Genomic DNA, 16,833 nt, shown 5'->3' with positions numbered 1-16,833 from the left:
GCTTGCGGCTCAGGTCGTTTCGCGGCTGTTCAGTTCGGTGAGTGCGTGCAGCTGCTCGAGGTAGTGCTCGAGTGAGCGATGGACGAAGCGCGCGGAGAGGGTCGTCGTGCCGCAGGCGGCCAGCGCAGCCAGCGCCTGCCGCGTCGCATCAGGCTCCCCCACCGGGTCGAGCGCGCGTTCGGCGGGCATGACGACCTCGAAATCCGGCGGTGACTCCACGTCGTCCAGCCATTCGGCGGCCTGCGCGGCGGAGACGTAGTAGGGACACCATCCGTCGGCGAGCGTGACCGCCCGCCGCAGGGACCGCTTGGTGCGGCCTCCCACCCAGATCGGCACCTGCGGCTGAAGCGCGCACGGATCGACGGTCAGCCCACCGAACGAGTAGAACTCACCGTCATAGGCCGGTTCGTTACTCGGCAGCGCCGCCCGCAACGCCCGCAGGGCATCGTCGGCACGGGCACCGCGATCGGCGAATGGCGCGCCGAGCAGATCGAACTCCTCCTTCAGAGAGCCCACGCCGACGCCGAGTATCAACCTGCCGCCACTGACGTGATCCAGTGTGCCGTAGCGCTTCACGACGGCCAGCGGATGGTGGTAGCCCAGCACCAGGGTCATGGTGGCGAACCGGATCCGATGCGTGCGGGCCGCCGCGTAACCGAAGGTGGCGAGCGGATCCCAGTAGCGGGCGCCACGGCGACCGGTCTCGGCGGCAGGAAGGCCGATGTGCTCGCTGCACGTCATGTGGTGGTAGCCCAGCTGATCCGCGGCCTCGGCGACCCGCCCGATAGCCTCGATCCCGGCGTCTCGCTCCCACCCCAGCGGGGCGCCCGCGACATTGGTGACCACCGGCGTGGCGATGCCGAGCTTCACCGCAGCGGCTCCTCCCCCGCCAGGATCGTGCGGTGCATGAGGCGGCCGCTGTCCGCGGCGTACGGCAGGGCCCGGTGCATGGTGCCGGTGTTGTCCCAGATCAGCAGGTCCCCCACCTGCCAGTCGTGCCGGTAGACGTACTGCGGCTGCGTCGCCCAATCACGGAGTCGGGCAAGCAGTGCGCGACTCTGCTCCACCGGCATGCCCTGAATGTAATCGGCCGTGGCGCCCAACAGCAGCGACCTGCGTCCGGACCGGTGTGTCCAGACGACGGGACATTCCTTCGTCGCCGATTCCTGCCAGAACGCGATCTCGTCGTAGCTCATCTCGGGTGTCACGTAGTACTGCGACCGTTCCGCGCTGTGCACCACCCGCAGGTCGGCGATCCGGTCCTTCTCCGGCTGCGGAAGGTCGTCGTAGGCGGCGTAGGTGTTGCAGAACTCGGTCTGTCCGCCGGTATCCGAAAGCGTCACCCCCCGCAGCAGTGTCGCCAGGTTCGGGTAGGGCTGCAGCGAGCCGTCGAAGTGCCAGAACAACGAGCCCTTCAGATATTTCGCGCGCTGGTTCACCGTGTCGTCCAGCGAGATCTTGTAGATGCCGTCCTGGCCCTCTCCTGCCACCACGGTGCCCAGCGTTGCGGCGATCGCCACCTGCTGCTGGTCGGTGATCTCCAGGCCCCGGAAGAAGATCACTCCGCGCTGCTCGAGCGTGGCGCGAATCTGCGCTGCCGCCCGCCCGCTGAGCAGTGTCTCGACATCGGTGGTGATCTCACTGCCGATCCGCGGGGTGAGGTCGCGGATCTGCAATTGATCGGCGGCGGTGCTCATGTCACTCAACTCGACCTCGTCAGGATCGTGGTGGCCGAGTGCTTCACCCGCGGCTGGTTCCACAGCTCCACCGCCAGGGAGACGGTGATCAACGAGTACAACAGGTTCCGCAGGTTCGCGACGTCGTCCGGGAGCGGCTCGGCGTAGTCGAACTTGTCGACGTAGGCCACCGCGTCCTCGGCAACCGGGAAGACCTGATCGTAGAAGGCGCGTATCTCGTCCATCGACGTGTTCACCCGCTTGACGTAACGCTGGTGGCCGTCCTCGATCGCCCAGTCCGCGACCAGGTGCTCGAGATGCGAGAAGCCCTCGGGCAGTGCGGTGGTCATCGGCCCGCCTTCGCGCGTTCGCCCGCCTCGACGTGGTCGCCGACCATCTTGTGCAGGTGTCGCAGCAGGATCTCCTCGTCGTTCATGGTGAAGTGCGTCAGCGCACCGCTGTTCAGCATCGCCTGCAGTCCTTCCGACGGGCTGGCGTCCTCCAGGATGATGTCGTTGAGGTAGGTCACCGTGAGTTCCTGACCCAGCCGTTCCTTGTGTGTTCTCGGTGGCTGGTAGAACATCTCGGTCTCGAAGATGTGCGAGTGCGGCCCGGTCGGCCAGTGGGTGTGCACGGTGAAGCCGGACGCCCCGAAGATCAGCACGAAGTTCGGGAAGAACTGGAACGAGTCGAAGCCGTATTTCTCCGAGCGGGTCGGATTCATCCCAGGCGGAAGGGGTCCGCGCTCGGCGCGCTTGGTCCAGGGGCCGGCCGCGCTGGCCTCCATCACACATTCGATCGGCTTCGAGTACGGCGTCCGCCGGGACGGCTCCCCGGAGAACGAGTACATCCGGTGCGGATCGGCCAGGCGGTAGGCCAGGGCGTCGGTGAACGGATTCGGCTTATTGAGCGCTTCCCTGGCCTCTGCGGTGACGCTGCCGAAGGACGAGGCGTGCAGGTACGGGCCGTGGTAGCTCTCGGCGAAGCCGTCCACGAATATCTTCCAGTTGCACTGCAGTTCGGCCTTGAACCGGTAGACCTGGTGCGGCCCGTCGAACGGATACCCCTCGATGCCGTGTGCGAGCTCGCCGAGGAACGAACGCAGCGGCTCGGTGTTGTGCCGGTCGAGGTTGACGAAGACGAAGCCCTCCCACACCTCGCACTGGATGGCGGGTACGCGGCAGCTGTCGGCATCGAAGTCCAGCAGCAGATCCTGGCGGGTGGCCGAATGCAGTGACCCGTCGAGGTGGTAGCGCCAACCGTGGAAGCGGCAGTACAGCAGTGGCGCCCGTCCGCTCACCTCCTGGAACGGGTCGTCCTCCCACAGCATCTTGTTGCCGCGGTGCGGGCAGATGTTGTGCATGGCGCGGATCACGCCGTCCTTGCCCCGCACGACGATGATCGAGGTGTTGAGGAACGTGAGCTCGCGGGTGAAGTAGCACCCCGGGCGCGGCACCTGCTCGACACGTCCCATGTACAGCCACGTCTTCCGGAAGACGTGTTCGCGTTCCTTCTCGTAGAACTCCTCGGACACGCAGTCCTCGAGGGATACCGGACCGCGACCCAGACTCGGGTATGCGTCCGTCCAGTGACCGCTCTCGGGTTTGCTCACCAGGGCTTCGGAGCTCACGTGATCCTCCTGCCACGAAAGGGATCGCCGGGCGCGTGACGATGTGCCGAAGCTACCGCCGTGCACATCGGTGAAACAGGTGCGAAACCGCAACATGCTGTTGCATATTTGGGACGACACGCCTTCGTCAGGAGCCCGGATGGAACAGCACCTGTCCTTCGACCTCGGCGCCCTGCTGGTGTTCGGGAAAGTCGTGGAGGCCCGCAGTCTGTCGAAAGCCGCGGCGCTGCTGGGGATGCCCAAGTCCACGGTGAGCCGCAAGCTGGCGAAGCTGGAGGCCGATCTCGGGATCAAGCTGTTGCGCAAGAACACGCATCAACTCACGGTCACCGACCTCGGCGAACAGATCTACGGTCACGCGGTCAGCATCCTGACCGAGGCCAACGGCGTCCGCGCACTGGTCGAGGGCAGCAGGCACGAGCCACAGGGCGAGCTGCGGGTCGCCATTCCGGTGTTCGTCGGCACCGATTACGCGTCCCGCGTCGGCGCCACATTCCTGCGGCGTTATCCGCACACCCGGCTGGACATCCGGCTCGTGGACAACATGGTCGACCCCGTCAAGGACGGATTCGACGTCGTGTTCGGCACCGGGCCGCTTCAGGACTCGACGTTGATCGCACGAAAAGTGTTCGACCTCGACCTGTTCCTCTGCGCCTCGGCGGGCTTCGTGGCGCAGCTGACCGCACCGCTCACCACGCCGGCACACCTGGACGGCTTGCCGTTCATCGACTTCGGTTTCTGCGGCGCACGCAAGCTGACGGTCAGCAGGGACGACACGCGATGCGAGGTGGCCCCGCAGGTGCGGGCGCGGGCCAACAACTTCCAGGTGTGCAAGCAGTACATCCTCGAGGGGCTCGGCGTGGGCGCCATGCCCACCCAGATCATCTGCACGACCGAACTGCGTGAGGGCACCATCGTGCCCGTCCTGCCCGAGTGGCGGCCCGACCCGCTGGCGGTGCACATGATCTACCCTTTCGAGCTGTCCTTCTCGACGTTGATCAGCGCCTTCTACGACACCGCCCGCGAGATCATCGTCGAGAACACCGCCCGCGCCTGAGGGGTCGGATCGTCAGGGCAGCTTGATCGCCGACATGTACATCTCGACGATCGGCCGATAGAGGTCGACGTCGTCGAGCTGACTCCCCAGCACCACCGAGTCGCTGGTCGCGACGAGCACCTGCGCAAAGGTCGACGGCGAGATCAGCAGCGTCCCACCGAGCCGGTCGATGCCCTCGACGATGAACCTCGCGAGCGCGTCGACGACTTCTGACCGCTTGTCCGCGACGCGGTCCCGCGCGTCCGGATTGCGCGTCAGATAGAGCGTGAACTCGTGTCCGAGCGCGGCGTGCTCGGCACCGCGATCGAGGCTGAGCTGGCGCCACCGCCGTGCGATCTCGTCGATCTCCCGCTCGCCGATCTGTCCCGCCGTCGACATCACCTCGGCGAAGTTGTCGAAGTAGCGACGCCAGTACCGGTCACTCACCGCCAGGAACAGCTCCTCCTTGGTGGCGAAGTGCTTGTAGATCGCCCCCTTGGTGTAGCCGGCCGCGTGCGCGATGTCATCGAGAGTCGCTGGCGTGAAACCTTTTTCGGCGAAGACATCTTCGGCTGCGTCCAGCAGCAGGGAACGCGTGTGCTCGAGGCGCCTCTCGCGCGTCCACCGCTCCACCATGGGGGAATTCTGCCACAGGATCTGAGAAACCCATTGGACAATGAGATACCAGTTGGTATATTTCCGGGCGTGTGCGCATCGGACGCACGTTTCAGGAGGCGCTCGTGAGCGATTCGTCGAACAGGAAATCCGTTGTCACTCAGTCGTTGAGCGGCGCCCTCGGCTCTGCCGCGGAGACTCCGCGCTCGTCGAACGCCATCAAGATCTGGGCGACGGTCGGCACCGTGTTCCTGGCGTACACGCTCTATGTGTTCGTCCGGTGGGTCACCGGACCCTTCTTCGAGCCGGTGGCGGGAGGTCCGAGCGAGCCGCCGATGTACATGCAGATCCCGCTGATCGCCAACGCCGTCGTGCTGTGGATCGGACTGCCTGCCGCACTCTGGTTCTTCCTCATCAGGCCCTGGGTGCGGGAGAGGCGGGTCACGCTCGACGGAATGCTGCTGGTGTCGATGGGCCTGATGATGTTCCAGGATCCGATGCTCAACTACTACAGCCCATGGTGCACGTACAACGCCTGGCTGTGGAACCGGGGATCCTGGGCGCCGCACATTCCGGGCTGGGTGGCGCACGAGGAACCGGGCCATACCGTGCCAGAGCCCCTGCTGACCAACATCCCGGGCTACATGTACGGCGTGCTGCTGATCACCATCGTCGGATGTTGGCTGATGCGCAAGATCAAGAACCGTTGGCCGGAGATCAGCAATCTGAGGCTGGTGCTGGTCACCTATGCGATCGCCTTCGTCTTCGACTTCGTCATGGAGGCCTTGGTCATGCTGCCGATCGGCTTCTACTCCTACCCCGGTGCCATCCAATCCCTTTCGTTCAACGCCGGTACCTATTACCAATGGCCGATCTACGAGGGCTTGATGTGGGGTGGCGTCCAGGCGGCACTGTGCTGCCTGCGCTTCTTCACCGATGACCGGGGACGCACGCTGGTGGAGCGCGGTCTGGACAGCATCCGCGGCGGAGCCGTCAAGCAACAGTTCGTTCGCTTCCTGGCGATCTTCGGCGGTGTCAGCGCCTGCTTCTTCCTGTTCTACAACGTTCCGGCGACATGGCTGGGCATGCACGGCGACGCGTGGCCGGAAGACGTGCAGAAGCGCTCGTACTTCAACCCCGGCATCTGCGGCGACGGGACCGACCGCCCGTGCCCGAATCCTGACCTACCGGTGACCACCAAGCACTCCGGCTACATCAACCATGACGGACAGCTGGTACTCCCCGAGGGCGTCGAGGTGCCACCCGTCGTTCCCGTCCAGTCGGGCAGATGACGCCTCAGGGCATCTTGACGGCGGAGACGTACATCTCGACGATCGGCTGATAGAGGTCGATGTCGTCGAGGTGGCTGCCCAGCTCGACCGCGTCGGTGGTGGCGATGATGATGTGGGCGAACGTCGTCGCCGGGATCAACAGCGTCGCACCGAGACTCTCGATACCCTCCACGATGTAGCGGGCGAGCTGGTCGACGACCTCTGATCGCTTGGCGGCCACGCGTTCCCGCGCCTCGGGATTGCGCAGCAGGTACAGGTTGAACTCGACGCCCAATGCCGCATGCTCGGCGCCGCGATCACGGCTCAACTGGCGCCACCGCTCGCCGATGTCTTCGAGCTCACGTGCCCCGATGTGGTCCGAGGACGACATGATCTCGGCGAAGTTGTCGAAGTACCGCCGCCAGTACCGGTCGCTCGCGGCCAGGAACAGCTCCTCCTTGGTGGCGAAGTACTTGTAGATCGCACCCTTGGAGTAGCCGGCCGCCTTGGCGATGTCATCGAGAGTCGCCGGAATGAAACCTCTTTCGGCGAACACCTGCTCCGCGGCATCCAGCAGCAGCGAGCGCGTGCGCTCGAGGCGTCGCTCGCGCGTCATCGGCTCGACCATCCGGCAATTCTTCCACAGAATTTTTTCGAACCCTTGGTCATTGAGATACTCGCTGGTATATTTTCGACGCATCGGCCACTTCGGAGGGGAGCTGTGGGGTCCATGGGATCGACAAGTGCGGAGGAGACGGTGTCGTGAGCGATCTGTCCAGCAAGAGGAAACCCGTTCTCACCGAATCGCTCAGCGAAGCGGCACTCGGTGCGCAGCCACAGAAGAAGATCACGCCGGTACGGGTGTGGGCCGCAGTCGGCGGGGTGATCCTCGCCTTCCAGCTCTATGTGTGGATCCGCTGGATCAGCGGGCCCAACTTCGAGCGGGTGCCCGCGGGCCCGACCGATCCGCCGACGTTCATGAAGGCGATCCTGTTCACCTGGACAGCCGTGATCGTCGTCGGCCTACCGGTCGCCATCTGGTGGTTCCTCATCCGGCCGTGGCGCAGGGAGCGGCGAATCACCCTCGACGGCATGCTGTTCGTCTCCTGCGGCCTGCTGTGGTTCCAGGATCCGCTGCTCAATTACTTCAGCACCTGGAGCACGTACAACACCTGGATGTGGAACATGGGCTCCTGGGTCCAGGACATTCCGGGATGGGTGTCGTACGGCGAGCCGGGCGCCATGATGGCAGAGCCGGTCCTGATGAACGCCCCGGGTTACTTCTTCGTCCTGCTGTGCACGATGCTGGGCTGCGCGGTGATGCGGCTGGCCAAGAGGCGATTCCCCAACATCAACACCTTCGGCCTGATCGGTGTGGTGATCGCCTGGACGTTCTTCTTCGACTTCGTCATCGAGGGCCTGTTCCTGATGCCGATGGGCCTGTTCACCTACCCGGGCGCCATCCAGGCGCTGTCGGTCAACGCCGGCACCTACTACCAGTGGCCGCTCTACGAGGGGCTCATGTGGGGCGGCGTGCAGGCCGGCCTGTGCTGCATGCGCTACTTCACCGACGACCGTGGCCGGACCTTCGTCGAGCGTGGACTCGACCAGGTGCGAGGCGGTTTCGTCAGGCAGCAGCTCACCCGGTTCCTGGCGATCTTCGCCGCCTGCAGCGCATTCTTCTTCGTCTTCTACAACATCCCGGCGCAGTTCTTCGCCATGCACCAGGACCCGTGGCCGGCCGACATCCTGAAGCGTTCGTACTTCCTGATGGGCATCTGCGGTGAGGACACCGACCGGCCGTGCCCCGACCCGGCGCTACCCATGCCGCTGACGAATTCCGGCTACATCAACCACGACGGTGAGCTCGTCCTGCCCGACGGCGTCAAGCTGCCCACGAACGTTCCGATCGAGCGAGGAGAGTAGATGCGCAACAGTACTTCTGCGGTGATCGCCCCGGTGCCGAACGCGCCGTTCTATCGCGCGGTCGGCGACGAGGTGGAGGTCTTCCGCGCGGCCGCCCGCCGTGGGTTGCCGGTGCTGCTGAAAGGCCCCACCGGCTGCGGGAAGACGCGATTCGTGGAAGCGATGGCCCACCAGCTGGGTCGGGAATTGATCACCGTCGCCGGTCACGAGGACATGACCTCGGCGGACCTGGTGGGCCGGTTCCTGCTGAAGGGCGGGGAGACGGTCTGGGTGGACGGCCCGTTGACCCGCGCCGTGCGCGAGGGCGCCATCTTCTACCTGGACGAGGTGGTGGAGGCCCGCCAGGACACCACGGTGGTGATTCATCCGCTCGCCGATCACCGCCGTGAGCTTCCCGTCGACCGCCTCGGCACCACCCTGCAGGCGGCGCCCGGATTCCAGTTGGTGATCTCCTACAACCCCGGCTACCAGAGCGTGCTGAAGAACCTCAAGGAGTCGACGCGTCAGCGCTTCATCGCCATCGAGCTGGGCTACCCCTCCCCCGAGGTCGAGACCGAGGTGGTCGCCTACGAAGCCGGCATCGACGTCGAAACCGCGCGTGCTTTGGTCAAACTCGCGTACGCCATCCGGAATCTGGACGGATCACCGTTGCGCGAAGTGTCGTCCACCCGCATGTTGATCCTCGCCGGCGGCCTTGCCGCCGAAGGGCTGAACCTGCGCAGTGCCGTCCACGCGGCTGTCGTGCAGGTGCTCTCCGACGATGCCGATGTCATCCGGGCCCTCGACGAACTCGTCAACACGGTCCTGCCCCCGACGTGACCGATGCCCCGGGTCCGGAGAGCCCGGACCGGTTCCGCTTCCTCGCGACCTACATCGCGGGGCGGTCCGTCGACGTCACAGAGGCGCCCGCCGGCCAGCCCGCGCACACCAACGGCCAGTTCATCTTCGTCTCGGCCGGGGGTTCGGTCGAGGAGCAGCGCCGCGAGATGCTGCTTCAGGCAGCGCTTCTCAGCGCGGGCAGCCTCGATCCACGATTGGTGAAGGGGCTGCGTGCCCGCGCCACCCTCGCTCGTCGCTACCTGGCGCTCGAAGGTCGACGCGCCATTGCCGAACTGGCGCAACGGATCCCACTCGATCCCGCGCTCCTGAGTTCGGGGCAACCGAGCACCGCGACCTCCGATGAGTCACTCCAGGTGGCCAGGAGCCGTGCCGAGGTCGCCGACCCACCGGAGTGGTTCGGCGCCATCAAACCCTCCCGGTTGCTCGCCGTGCCCGCCGGACCCGGTGGTCAGGCCACCAACAAAGACATCCAGCTGACGTTCGATCCCATCGACATGCCCGAATCGGAGGAGGGCGACGAAGACGAGGACGAGGACGGGGGCAAGGCCGGGGACAGCAAGATCCTCAAGCTCTTCGAGAGCCCGATCTTCAACAACCAGTCCATGTCGGACTACATGCGCAAGATGTTCGGCGGATCACGCTCCCCCGGCGAGGGCGCCGCGGGAGCGGAGATGACGGTCCGCTCCACCCGTCGGGTGCACGAGATCGGGGCGAACGCCCGACCCCTGCCCACCCGGATCCAGTTCACCGACGACGGCAAACCTGGCGCCGCGGTGGGCGTCGGCGGCGCCCTGTATCCGGAGTGGGACGTCTTCAACGACCGGTACAAGCCCGACTGGTGCCGGGTGATCGACTTCCCACTGACCGTCACCGCCGACGTCTCCGATGCCGGGGTCGCGCACGACGACGTACTGCGGCGCCGCCTGGCCCGGGTCGGGCTCGGCCCCAAGGTCCTGCGCGGCCGCGCCGACGGTGACGACCTCGACATCGAGGCTCTCATCGACCTGTTCGTCGACCTGCAGTCGGGCTTCTCCGGAGCCGAACACGTCTACCTGGAGCGCCGCAAACTCGCCCGCAATCTCGGTGTGCTCATCCTGATCGACGCGTCGGGGTCCGCCGTCGACGCCGACGCGGACGGCCTCGCCGTGCACGACCACCAGCGACGGGCGGCCGCCACGCTGGCCGTGACACTGGAGGAACTCGGTGACCGCGTGGCCGTCTACGCGTTCCGATCCCAGGGCCGCCACGCCGTGCACCTGCCGGCCATCAAGACGTTCGACCAGAATTTCGGCGCCGTCGGACGGGCCCGGCTCAACCAGCTGGAGCCGGCGAGCTACACCCGTCTCGGCGCCGGGATCCGCGGCGCGGGAGAGGTACTCAAGAACAACGCGGGCACGCCGAACCGGCTGCTGCTGGTGCTCTCGGACGGCTTTCCCTACGACGACGGTTACGAAGGTCGTTACGCGGAAGCCGACGCGAGCAAGGCCCTCGAGGAGCTGCGCACCGAAGGCATTGCGTGTCTGTGCCTTTCCATCGGCGCGTCCACGGGAACCGATGTGCTCGAACGCGTCTTCGGCTCCGCCAGCTACGCCAGCGCGCCGGTCCTGGCCGAACTCAGCCCGCAGATGGACGAACTGTTCATGTCCGCACTCGCAGAGCTCGCCGCTCCGAAACCAGCGAGGGTGTGAGGACCGGCGCCCGGACGGTCACCCGTCGAGCGAGTCCCAGAACCGGGTGAGGGCCGCGGCGCCCGCGGCGGGATCCTGCACCATCCACCAGTGGCCCAAGCCGTCGAGCACCTCGGTGCGGGCGCCGGCCCGGTCGGCCGCCCGGCGCCGCATCTCCTCGGTGCCGACGAAGGGGTCCTCGGTGGCCAGCAGCGACAGTCCCGGCCGGGCCGCGGCGTTCTCCAGTGCCTTCCCGGCGTCGGCCAGCACCGGCTGGCGCGCGGACCGGTAGACCGCCAGGATGGCCCGGCCCATCTCCGGGCCCTGCGCTCGGGCGAACGACGTCGCCACGTCGTGCGGAACGCCGAACGCGGCCAGCTGCTGCGCCCGGTCCTCCACCGATCCGTCCTGCATCATCGCGACCAACTGCTCGCCATCCCCCGGCGTCTGGAACCCCTGCGCCATGTCGTGCCACACGTAGTCGGGATCGAACAAGCCGACGACGTCACTCGCCCAGCTGCGCACGAGCTCGGGCCGATGCATCACGGCGTTGACGACGTGGCCTCCACCCCAGTCGTGTCCGACCAGGTCGACGGGTTGGTCCATCCGCTCCAGCTCCTCGACGAGCCAGTCACGGTAGGCGAGGTAGGTCGCCGAGAACCCGTCCGGGAGGGGAGCGCCGAATCCCGGCGGCGACAACCGCACCACATCCGTACGCCCGAGCGCGGCGACGAGCGGACCCCAGACGGCGTCGGTCTCCGGATTGCCGTGCACCAGAACCACCGTCACGTCACGATCCTCCCATGGCCGAAGCGCGCCCCACACAGCTGCACCACCGCAACGTATCAAGTACTTAACATTTTGGTCGAGGTGCGCTAAGACTGAAGGAATGCTCGACTCGGAGAAGATCCTCGTCACCGGCGCCACCGGCAAGATCGCCTTCCCGATCGCCCGTGCCCTGGCCGGACGCAACGAGGTGTGGGGCGCCGCCCGCCTGCGGGACCCCGCGGACCGGGAGAAGCTGTCCGTCGCCGGGATCACTCCCCTGGCGCTCGACATGAGCACCGGCGACTTCTCCGCGCTGCCCGACGATTTCACCTACGTGTTCCACGCCGCCGTCGACACCGGCACCGACGACTGGGCCGGCTGCCTCACCACGAACGCCCAGCACTCCGGCGATCTGCTGCACCACTGCCGCGGCGTCAAGGGCTTCGTGTTCTGCTCGACCGGTTCCATCTACGGCTACCAGGGACGGCGGCCGCTGCGGGAGGACGACCCGCCGGGGGTTCCGCTGCGTGCGAACTACAGCTTCTCCAAGGTCGCCGCCGAATCGGTCTGCACCTGGATCGCGAAGCGGTTCGACATCCCACTCACGATCATCCGAATCTGCTCGACGTACGGGCCCGAAGGTGGGGCACCCGCCGATCGGCTGGAGATGATGCTGGCCGGCAAGACGATTCGCTTGCATCCGGACCGTCCGAACAACTACAACCCCATCTACGAGGACGATTACGTCGAGTTCGGCATCCGCGCGATGGAGGTCGCAGGCACGCCGCCGGTGGTGGTGAACTGGGCGGGCAGTGAGACCGTCAGCGTCGAGGACTACTGCGCCTACCTCGGGTCGCTGGTCGGTGTCGAGCCGGTGTTCGACTACCGTGCCGACGCGCACACGCCGCTGTGGCCCGATGTGACGCGCATGCACCAGATTCTCGGCCGGACGAAAGTGCCATGGCGCGAGGGCTTCCGGCGCATGGTCGCGGCGCGACACCCCGAGCTCGCACTCGCCGAGTCTCATCCCCCCACCGCTGGAGGCGCGCAGTGACACTGCCGGGAACACCGTCGGATCAACTGGACGGCGTACTCGCCGCCGGACGGGGCGACATCGGCACCCTGTTCGTCTCGATGGCGCGCCGCCACCCGGACGGCCGCGACGCCGAGTACCTGCGCTGGCACACCCTCGACCACCGGCCCGAGCAGCACCGGTTGCCGGGTGTGCGGGCGTCGGTGCGGTTGGTCTCCACCCCGCAGTGCCGCGCGGCGCGTCCGGCAGGCGACGAGCGCTTCGAGGCGATCGATCACGTGATGACCTATTTCTTCACCGACCGGACCGGCCTCACGGCGTTCAACGAACTCTCCACAGCGCTCGGCGACGGGGGGCGCAAGCTGGCGCTGCTGCCACCGGTTCAGCGCGGCGTCTACACCGTGACCGACAAGCAGGCGGCCGCACGGATCAAGGTGGGCGCCGATGTGCTGCCCTGGTGGCCCTTTCGTGGAGTGGTTCTCATCCTGGAGACCGGGGACCGGACGCCGACCGGACTCACCATTGTCGACGGGGTGGCAGGAACCTGGTCCGCCACCTCACACCGGGTGGACGCGAGTCTCGCCAGCGCGGACGACGGACAGCTGCTGACGTACTGCTTCACCGACGACGACCCGGTGACGGTCGCCGGGCGGTTGGCTCCCGCGCTGAAACAGCGCTGGGCCGACGGTGATGCGGAGCCCCTGCTGGTCGCACCCTTCCACACCGTCGTGCCGCACGAATGGGATCGCCATGTGCCGTAGCGAGTCGCGATGAGAATCGGTCTGATGGTCGGTTCGGACCGGGAGCGCCCGCGCGCGGAACGGCTCGACGGCCTACTCGCCGACGGAACAGCTGCGGAGAGCGCCGGTTTCGCGTCGTTCTGGTTCCCCCAGGTGCCCGGCTATCTCGATGCGATGACAGCGGTCGCGCTGCTCGGCCGGGTCACCGAGCGCATCGAACTCGGCACGGCGGTCGTGCCCATCCAGACCCGGCACCCACTGATCATGGCGCAGCAGGCCCTGACCACCCAGGTGGCGTGCGGCGGACGGTTCGCACTCGGCATCGGGCCGTCGCACCACTGGATCATCGACGGACAGCTCGGCTTGTCCTACGATCGGCCGGCGCGGCAGGTGGCCGAGTACCTCGACGTGCTCGGTGCCGCGTTGTCCGGTCCCGGTGCGGTCGACGTGGAGAACGGCGGCCATCGCGTCCACGGGACCATCGACGTCACCGACACTTTCGCCACCCCGATGCTGATCGCCGCGCTGGGTCCGGTGATGCTGCGCCTGGCCGGCGAGCGGGCCGGCGGCACGATCCTGTGGATGGCCGACGAGCGCACGATCGACAGCCACATCGCCCCCCGGATCACCGCCGCGGCCGACGGCGCGGGCCGCCCCGCGCCCCGGATCGTCGCAGGCGTCCCGGTCGCGCTGTGCGCCGCGGGCGAGGTGGACGACGCCCGCGCGTACGCCAGCGAGGTCCTCGGCCACGCCGACTTCTCCCCCAACTACGTCCGCCTGCTCGAGCACGGCGACGCACAGGATGTCGGCGACACCATGGCGGCCGGTGACGAGTCGGCGGTGGTTGCCCGGTTGCGCCGCTACCGCGACGCCGGTGTCACCGATCTCGCCGCCCGGGTGGTTCCCCTCGGCGCCGACGCCGCGGCACGGCGGGAATCGCGCCGTCGCACCGAGGAATTCGTGGCCTCGCTCGCGGCCGACCTCACCTGAGCATCCCTCCGCCGCCAGTATTGCGCGACGTTCAGTTCAGCCTGCGTACCGGATCGGTGCCGTCCCAGCCGGTGACAGCGGCGCGGATCATCGCGTCCAGACCGACGATCGCGTCGCTGCGTTCGGTGATCTCGTAGATCGCCGCCGGACCCGCCTGCGGCTCCACGTAGGCGAACCGGACACCGACGTCCTGGCCGCCGGACCACACCACCGGCCATCCCCGGTCCTCGGCGCTGTGCAGCGCCGCGTCGACATCGTCGACCCACCATGCCAATTGATGGAACCCGTGGCGGCCCGAGGCCAGGAACTCCGAGTAGACCGACGGCGCATCGTCCTCCTGCTGGATCACCTCGATCTGCATGTCGCCGATGTTGGTCATCCCGATCGACAGCGTCACCTCACACGGCTCACCGCGGTACAACCCCGCCTGCGGCAGTCCGCGCAGCACGAACCACGGACCCACCCCGGCGGCCAGCCAGCCGTCCATGGCCCGATCGAAGTCGTCCACCACGTAGCCGAACTGGCGGACCGGACCGGCGAACGGCGACTCGGGCACAGGTCGACGGTACGTCCGAAGTTAGTCATCGGTCAACTCTTGTGTAATGCGAGAATGCTGCTAGATTCGCGTTCATGGCGGTGGCGAGCGGTCGGGCGACGGTTGACCGTGGTCAGCGCCGAGCGTCGCTGCAACAGGCCCGGTCGCGGGAGACCAAGCGCATGCTCGTGCAGGCGGCAATGGCGTTGTGGCGCACCAACGGCTACGCCGGGACCACGGTCGCCGACATCTGCAGGGCCGCAGGCGTCTCCAAGGCGCTGTTCTACTTCTACTTCCCGCGCAAGGAGGACGTGCTGTTCGAAGTCGGCGTGATGTCGACGCAGTCGGCTCGGCGGACGGTGCTCGCGATGATCGACAAGCCGTTCGAGCTGAGCCAGGCGATCGCCGCCGCGCTCGCGGATCTGGAGAAGTCGATGGCGCGCAATCCCCCCGAACTCGTCATCGCCGCCATCCTCGAGGGCTATCGCCACGAGCACCGGATACTCGCGGGCGAGGAACCGGTCGCCGACGAGGCGGGGATGTTCACCGAACTGTTCGAGAAGGCCCAGCAGAACGGCGCATTGGCGGACCACGTCGACGTCACCCACCTGGCGTACCTGGCCCACACCCTTGTCAGTGAGGGCGCCCGGCACTGGGCCGCAGGCGCCTTCGGCGACCGCTCGTTCGCCGCCGTCGTCGGCGCGGACATCACGGCACTGATCACCGGTTACAACCGGGCCGAATCCCGATAACGAAGGAGACCACGATGGCGTGGGATTTCGAGACCGACCCCGAATACCAGAAGGTGCTCGACTGGGCCGACGAGTTCGTCCGCGAGGAGGTCGAACCACTCGACCTCGCCTTCCCGCACCAGCAGTTCATGCCGCTGGACGCGAACCGGCGCAAGGTCGTGGGCCCGCTCAAGGAGGAGGTGCGCCGCCGCGGGCTGTGGGCCACGCACCTGGGCGCCGACCTCGGCGGTCAGGGCTATGGGCAGTTGAAGCTGGCGCTGCTCAACGAGATCCTCGGCCGTTCGCAGTGGGCTCCCATCGTCTTCGGCTGCCAGGCGCCCGACACCGGCAACGCCGAGATCATCGCGCACTACGGCACCGACGCCCAGAAGGAGCGCTATCTGCGCCCGCTGCTGGACGGTGAGATGTTCTCCTGCTACTCGATGACCGAGCCGCATGCCGGTGCCGACCCGACGCTGTTCCGCACGAGCGCGGTACGTGACGGCGACGACTGGGTGATCAACGGCCAGAAGTTCTTCTCGTCGAATGCCGCGACCGCGTCCTTCCTCATCGTGATGGTGGTGACCAACCCGGATGTCAGCGCCTACCAGGGAATGTCGATGTTCCTGGTGCCCACCGACACCCCCGGCGTCGACATCGTGCGCAACATCGGGCTCTACGGCGAGCGGGAGAACGAGGGCAGCCATGCCCTGATCCACTACGACAACGTCCGGGTGCCCGCCGAGGCGCTCCTCGGCGGTGAGGGTCAGGCGTTCGTCATCGCGCAGACCCGGCTCGGCGGCGGTCGGATCCACCACGCCATGCGCACGATCGGCCTGGCCCGCAGAGCGATCGACATGATGTGCGAACGGGCGCTCAGCCGGGAGACCCAGGGCAGCCGGCTCTCCGACAAGCAGTTCGTGCAGGGCTACATCGCCGACTCGTATGCACAGCTGCTGCAGTTCCGGCTGATGGTGCTCTACACGGCGTGGGAGATCGACAAGTACAACGACTACAAGAAGGTCCGCAAGGACATCGCCGCGGTCAAGGTGGCGATGCCGACCGTGCTGCACGACATCGCCTGGCGTGCCATGCAGGTTCACGGCGCGCTCGGCGTGACCAACGAGATGCCGTTCCTCGGCATGGTGACCGGCGCCGCGGTGATGGGCCTGGCCGACGGGCCGACAGAGGTGCACAAGACCACGGTGGCCAAGCAGGTGCTGCGCGACTACCGGCCCACCGACGACGTCTGGCCCACCGAGTGGATTCCGCGCAAGCGCGAGGCGGCCCGGGCGAAGTACGCCGACTTCCTGGAGAACGAGGTCGGCAACCTGTGAGCGACTCGGACAGCGGACTGGACACCGCGCGACTCGCC

The 16,833-nt window shown here is 67.0% G+C and carries 18 protein-coding genes; 10 read left to right on the top strand and 8 right to left on the bottom strand.

Going from position 1 to position 16,833, the window contains the following annotated elements; genetic code table 11:
* Positions 1-9: 9 nt before the first annotated feature.
* From AB0K11_RS26845 to AB0K11_RS26830, 4 genes are read right to left on the bottom strand one after another with little or no spacing between them, the layout of a single operon-like run.
* Complete coding sequence (locus AB0K11_RS26845; protein ID WP_364984492.1) at positions 10-870, bottom strand: TIGR03619 family F420-dependent LLM class oxidoreductase; 861 nt, start codon at positions 868-870, stop codon at positions 10-12.
* Complete coding sequence (locus AB0K11_RS26840) at positions 867-1,697, bottom strand: TauD/TfdA family dioxygenase (RefSeq protein WP_364984490.1); 831 nt, start codon at positions 1,695-1,697, stop codon at positions 867-869. The genes AB0K11_RS26845 and AB0K11_RS26840 overlap by 4 nt, the downstream gene beginning before the upstream one ends.
* A 5-nt stretch (positions 1,698-1,702) precedes the next feature.
* Positions 1,703-2,026, bottom strand: a complete 324-nt coding sequence (locus tag AB0K11_RS26835) for a hypothetical protein (RefSeq protein WP_364984488.1) — start codon at positions 2,024-2,026, stop codon at positions 1,703-1,705.
* Complete coding sequence (locus AB0K11_RS26830) at positions 2,023-3,306, bottom strand: aromatic ring-hydroxylating dioxygenase subunit alpha (RefSeq protein WP_364984486.1); 1,284 nt, start codon at positions 3,304-3,306, stop codon at positions 2,023-2,025. The genes AB0K11_RS26835 and AB0K11_RS26830 overlap by 4 nt, the downstream gene beginning before the upstream one ends.
* A gap of 139 nt (positions 3,307-3,445) precedes the next feature.
* Here AB0K11_RS26830 and AB0K11_RS26825 point away from each other — a divergent pair, with 139 nt between their 5' ends.
* Positions 3,446-4,363 (top strand): LysR family transcriptional regulator, encoded by a 918-nt coding sequence (locus AB0K11_RS26825; RefSeq protein WP_364984484.1) that lies wholly within the window; start codon positions 3,446-3,448, stop codon positions 4,361-4,363.
* A 12-nt stretch (positions 4,364-4,375) separates the two neighbouring features.
* Here AB0K11_RS26825 and AB0K11_RS26820 read toward each other — a convergent pair whose 3' ends face one another.
* The gene (locus AB0K11_RS26820; RefSeq protein WP_364984482.1) at positions 4,376-4,978 is read right to left on the bottom strand and encodes a helix-turn-helix domain-containing protein; all 603 of its coding nucleotides are present in this window, start codon (positions 4,976-4,978) and stop codon (positions 4,376-4,378) included.
* A 104-nt stretch (positions 4,979-5,082) separates the two neighbouring features.
* Between AB0K11_RS26820 and AB0K11_RS26815 the strand changes: the two genes are divergently transcribed.
* Entirely contained in the window at positions 5,083-6,249 is a 1,167-nt protein-coding gene (locus tag AB0K11_RS26815; protein ID WP_364984480.1) for a spirocyclase AveC family protein, read from the top strand.
* Between the two features lie 4 nt (positions 6,250-6,253).
* On the opposite strand, the gene AB0K11_RS26810 is transcribed toward AB0K11_RS26815, so the two are convergent.
* Positions 6,254-6,856: a helix-turn-helix domain-containing protein gene (locus AB0K11_RS26810; protein ID WP_364984478.1), complete on the bottom strand. Its 603-nt coding sequence runs from the start codon at positions 6,854-6,856 to the stop codon at positions 6,254-6,256.
* Positions 6,857-6,990: 134 nt separating this feature from the next.
* Between AB0K11_RS26810 and AB0K11_RS26805 the strand changes: the two genes are divergently transcribed.
* Genes AB0K11_RS26805 through AB0K11_RS26795 form a run of 3 tightly spaced genes read left to right on the top strand, consistent with a single transcriptional unit; the run spans position 6,991 to position 10,682 of the window.
* Positions 6,991-8,154, top strand: coding sequence for a spirocyclase AveC family protein (locus AB0K11_RS26805; protein WP_364984476.1), 1,164 nt, complete (start codon positions 6,991-6,993; stop codon positions 8,152-8,154).
* Complete coding sequence (locus AB0K11_RS26800) at positions 8,155-8,973, top strand: CbbQ/NirQ/NorQ/GpvN family protein (RefSeq protein WP_364984474.1); 819 nt, start codon at positions 8,155-8,157, stop codon at positions 8,971-8,973.
* Entirely contained in the window at positions 8,970-10,682 is a 1,713-nt protein-coding gene (locus AB0K11_RS26795) for a VWA domain-containing protein (protein WP_364984472.1), read from the top strand. The genes AB0K11_RS26800 and AB0K11_RS26795 overlap by 4 nt, the downstream gene beginning before the upstream one ends.
* 18 nt (positions 10,683-10,700) lie before the next feature.
* Here AB0K11_RS26795 and AB0K11_RS26790 read toward each other — a convergent pair whose 3' ends face one another.
* A complete protein-coding gene (locus tag AB0K11_RS26790) occupies positions 10,701-11,450 on the bottom strand; it encodes an alpha/beta hydrolase (protein WP_364984470.1) in 750 nt (249 codons plus the stop codon).
* 100 nt (positions 11,451-11,550) lie between these two features.
* Between AB0K11_RS26790 and AB0K11_RS26785 the strand changes: the two genes are divergently transcribed.
* The 3 genes from AB0K11_RS26785 to AB0K11_RS26775 are packed head-to-tail and all read left to right on the top strand — an operon-like array spanning position 11,551 to position 14,192.
* Positions 11,551-12,483 (top strand): NAD(P)-dependent oxidoreductase, encoded by a 933-nt coding sequence (locus AB0K11_RS26785; protein WP_364984468.1) that lies wholly within the window; start codon positions 11,551-11,553, stop codon positions 12,481-12,483.
* Positions 12,480-13,223: a hypothetical protein gene (locus AB0K11_RS26780; protein WP_364984466.1), complete on the top strand. Its 744-nt coding sequence runs from the start codon at positions 12,480-12,482 to the stop codon at positions 13,221-13,223. The genes AB0K11_RS26785 and AB0K11_RS26780 overlap by 4 nt, the downstream gene beginning before the upstream one ends.
* A 9-nt stretch (positions 13,224-13,232) precedes the next feature.
* Positions 13,233-14,192: a TIGR03564 family F420-dependent LLM class oxidoreductase gene (locus AB0K11_RS26775; RefSeq protein ID WP_364984464.1), complete on the top strand. Its 960-nt coding sequence runs from the start codon at positions 13,233-13,235 to the stop codon at positions 14,190-14,192.
* A gap of 31 nt (positions 14,193-14,223) precedes the next feature.
* Here the strand turns inward: AB0K11_RS26775 and AB0K11_RS26770 are convergent, their stop codons facing one another.
* Complete coding sequence (locus tag AB0K11_RS26770; RefSeq protein WP_364984462.1) at positions 14,224-14,748, bottom strand: VOC family protein; 525 nt, start codon at positions 14,746-14,748, stop codon at positions 14,224-14,226.
* Positions 14,749-14,822: 74 nt separating this feature from the next.
* Between AB0K11_RS26770 and AB0K11_RS26765 the strand changes: the two genes are divergently transcribed.
* Positions 14,823-15,479, top strand: coding sequence for a TetR/AcrR family transcriptional regulator (locus tag AB0K11_RS26765; protein ID WP_364984460.1), 657 nt, complete (start codon positions 14,823-14,825; stop codon positions 15,477-15,479).
* Between the two features lie 14 nt (positions 15,480-15,493).
* On the top strand, positions 15,494-16,795 hold the full coding sequence (locus AB0K11_RS26760; RefSeq protein WP_364984458.1) for an acyl-CoA dehydrogenase family protein: 1,302 nt from the start codon (positions 15,494-15,496) through the stop codon (positions 16,793-16,795).
* Positions 16,796-16,833: the final 38 nt, after the last annotated feature.

The sequence above is a fragment of the Mycobacterium sp. NPDC050551 genome (genome assembly GCF_040674075.1).
Classification (GTDB): domain Bacteria; phylum Actinomycetota; class Actinomycetes; order Mycobacteriales; family Mycobacteriaceae; genus Mycobacterium.
The sequence above is the reverse complement of the archived record's forward strand: the minus strand, read 5'-3'. Positions and strand labels throughout refer to the sequence as shown.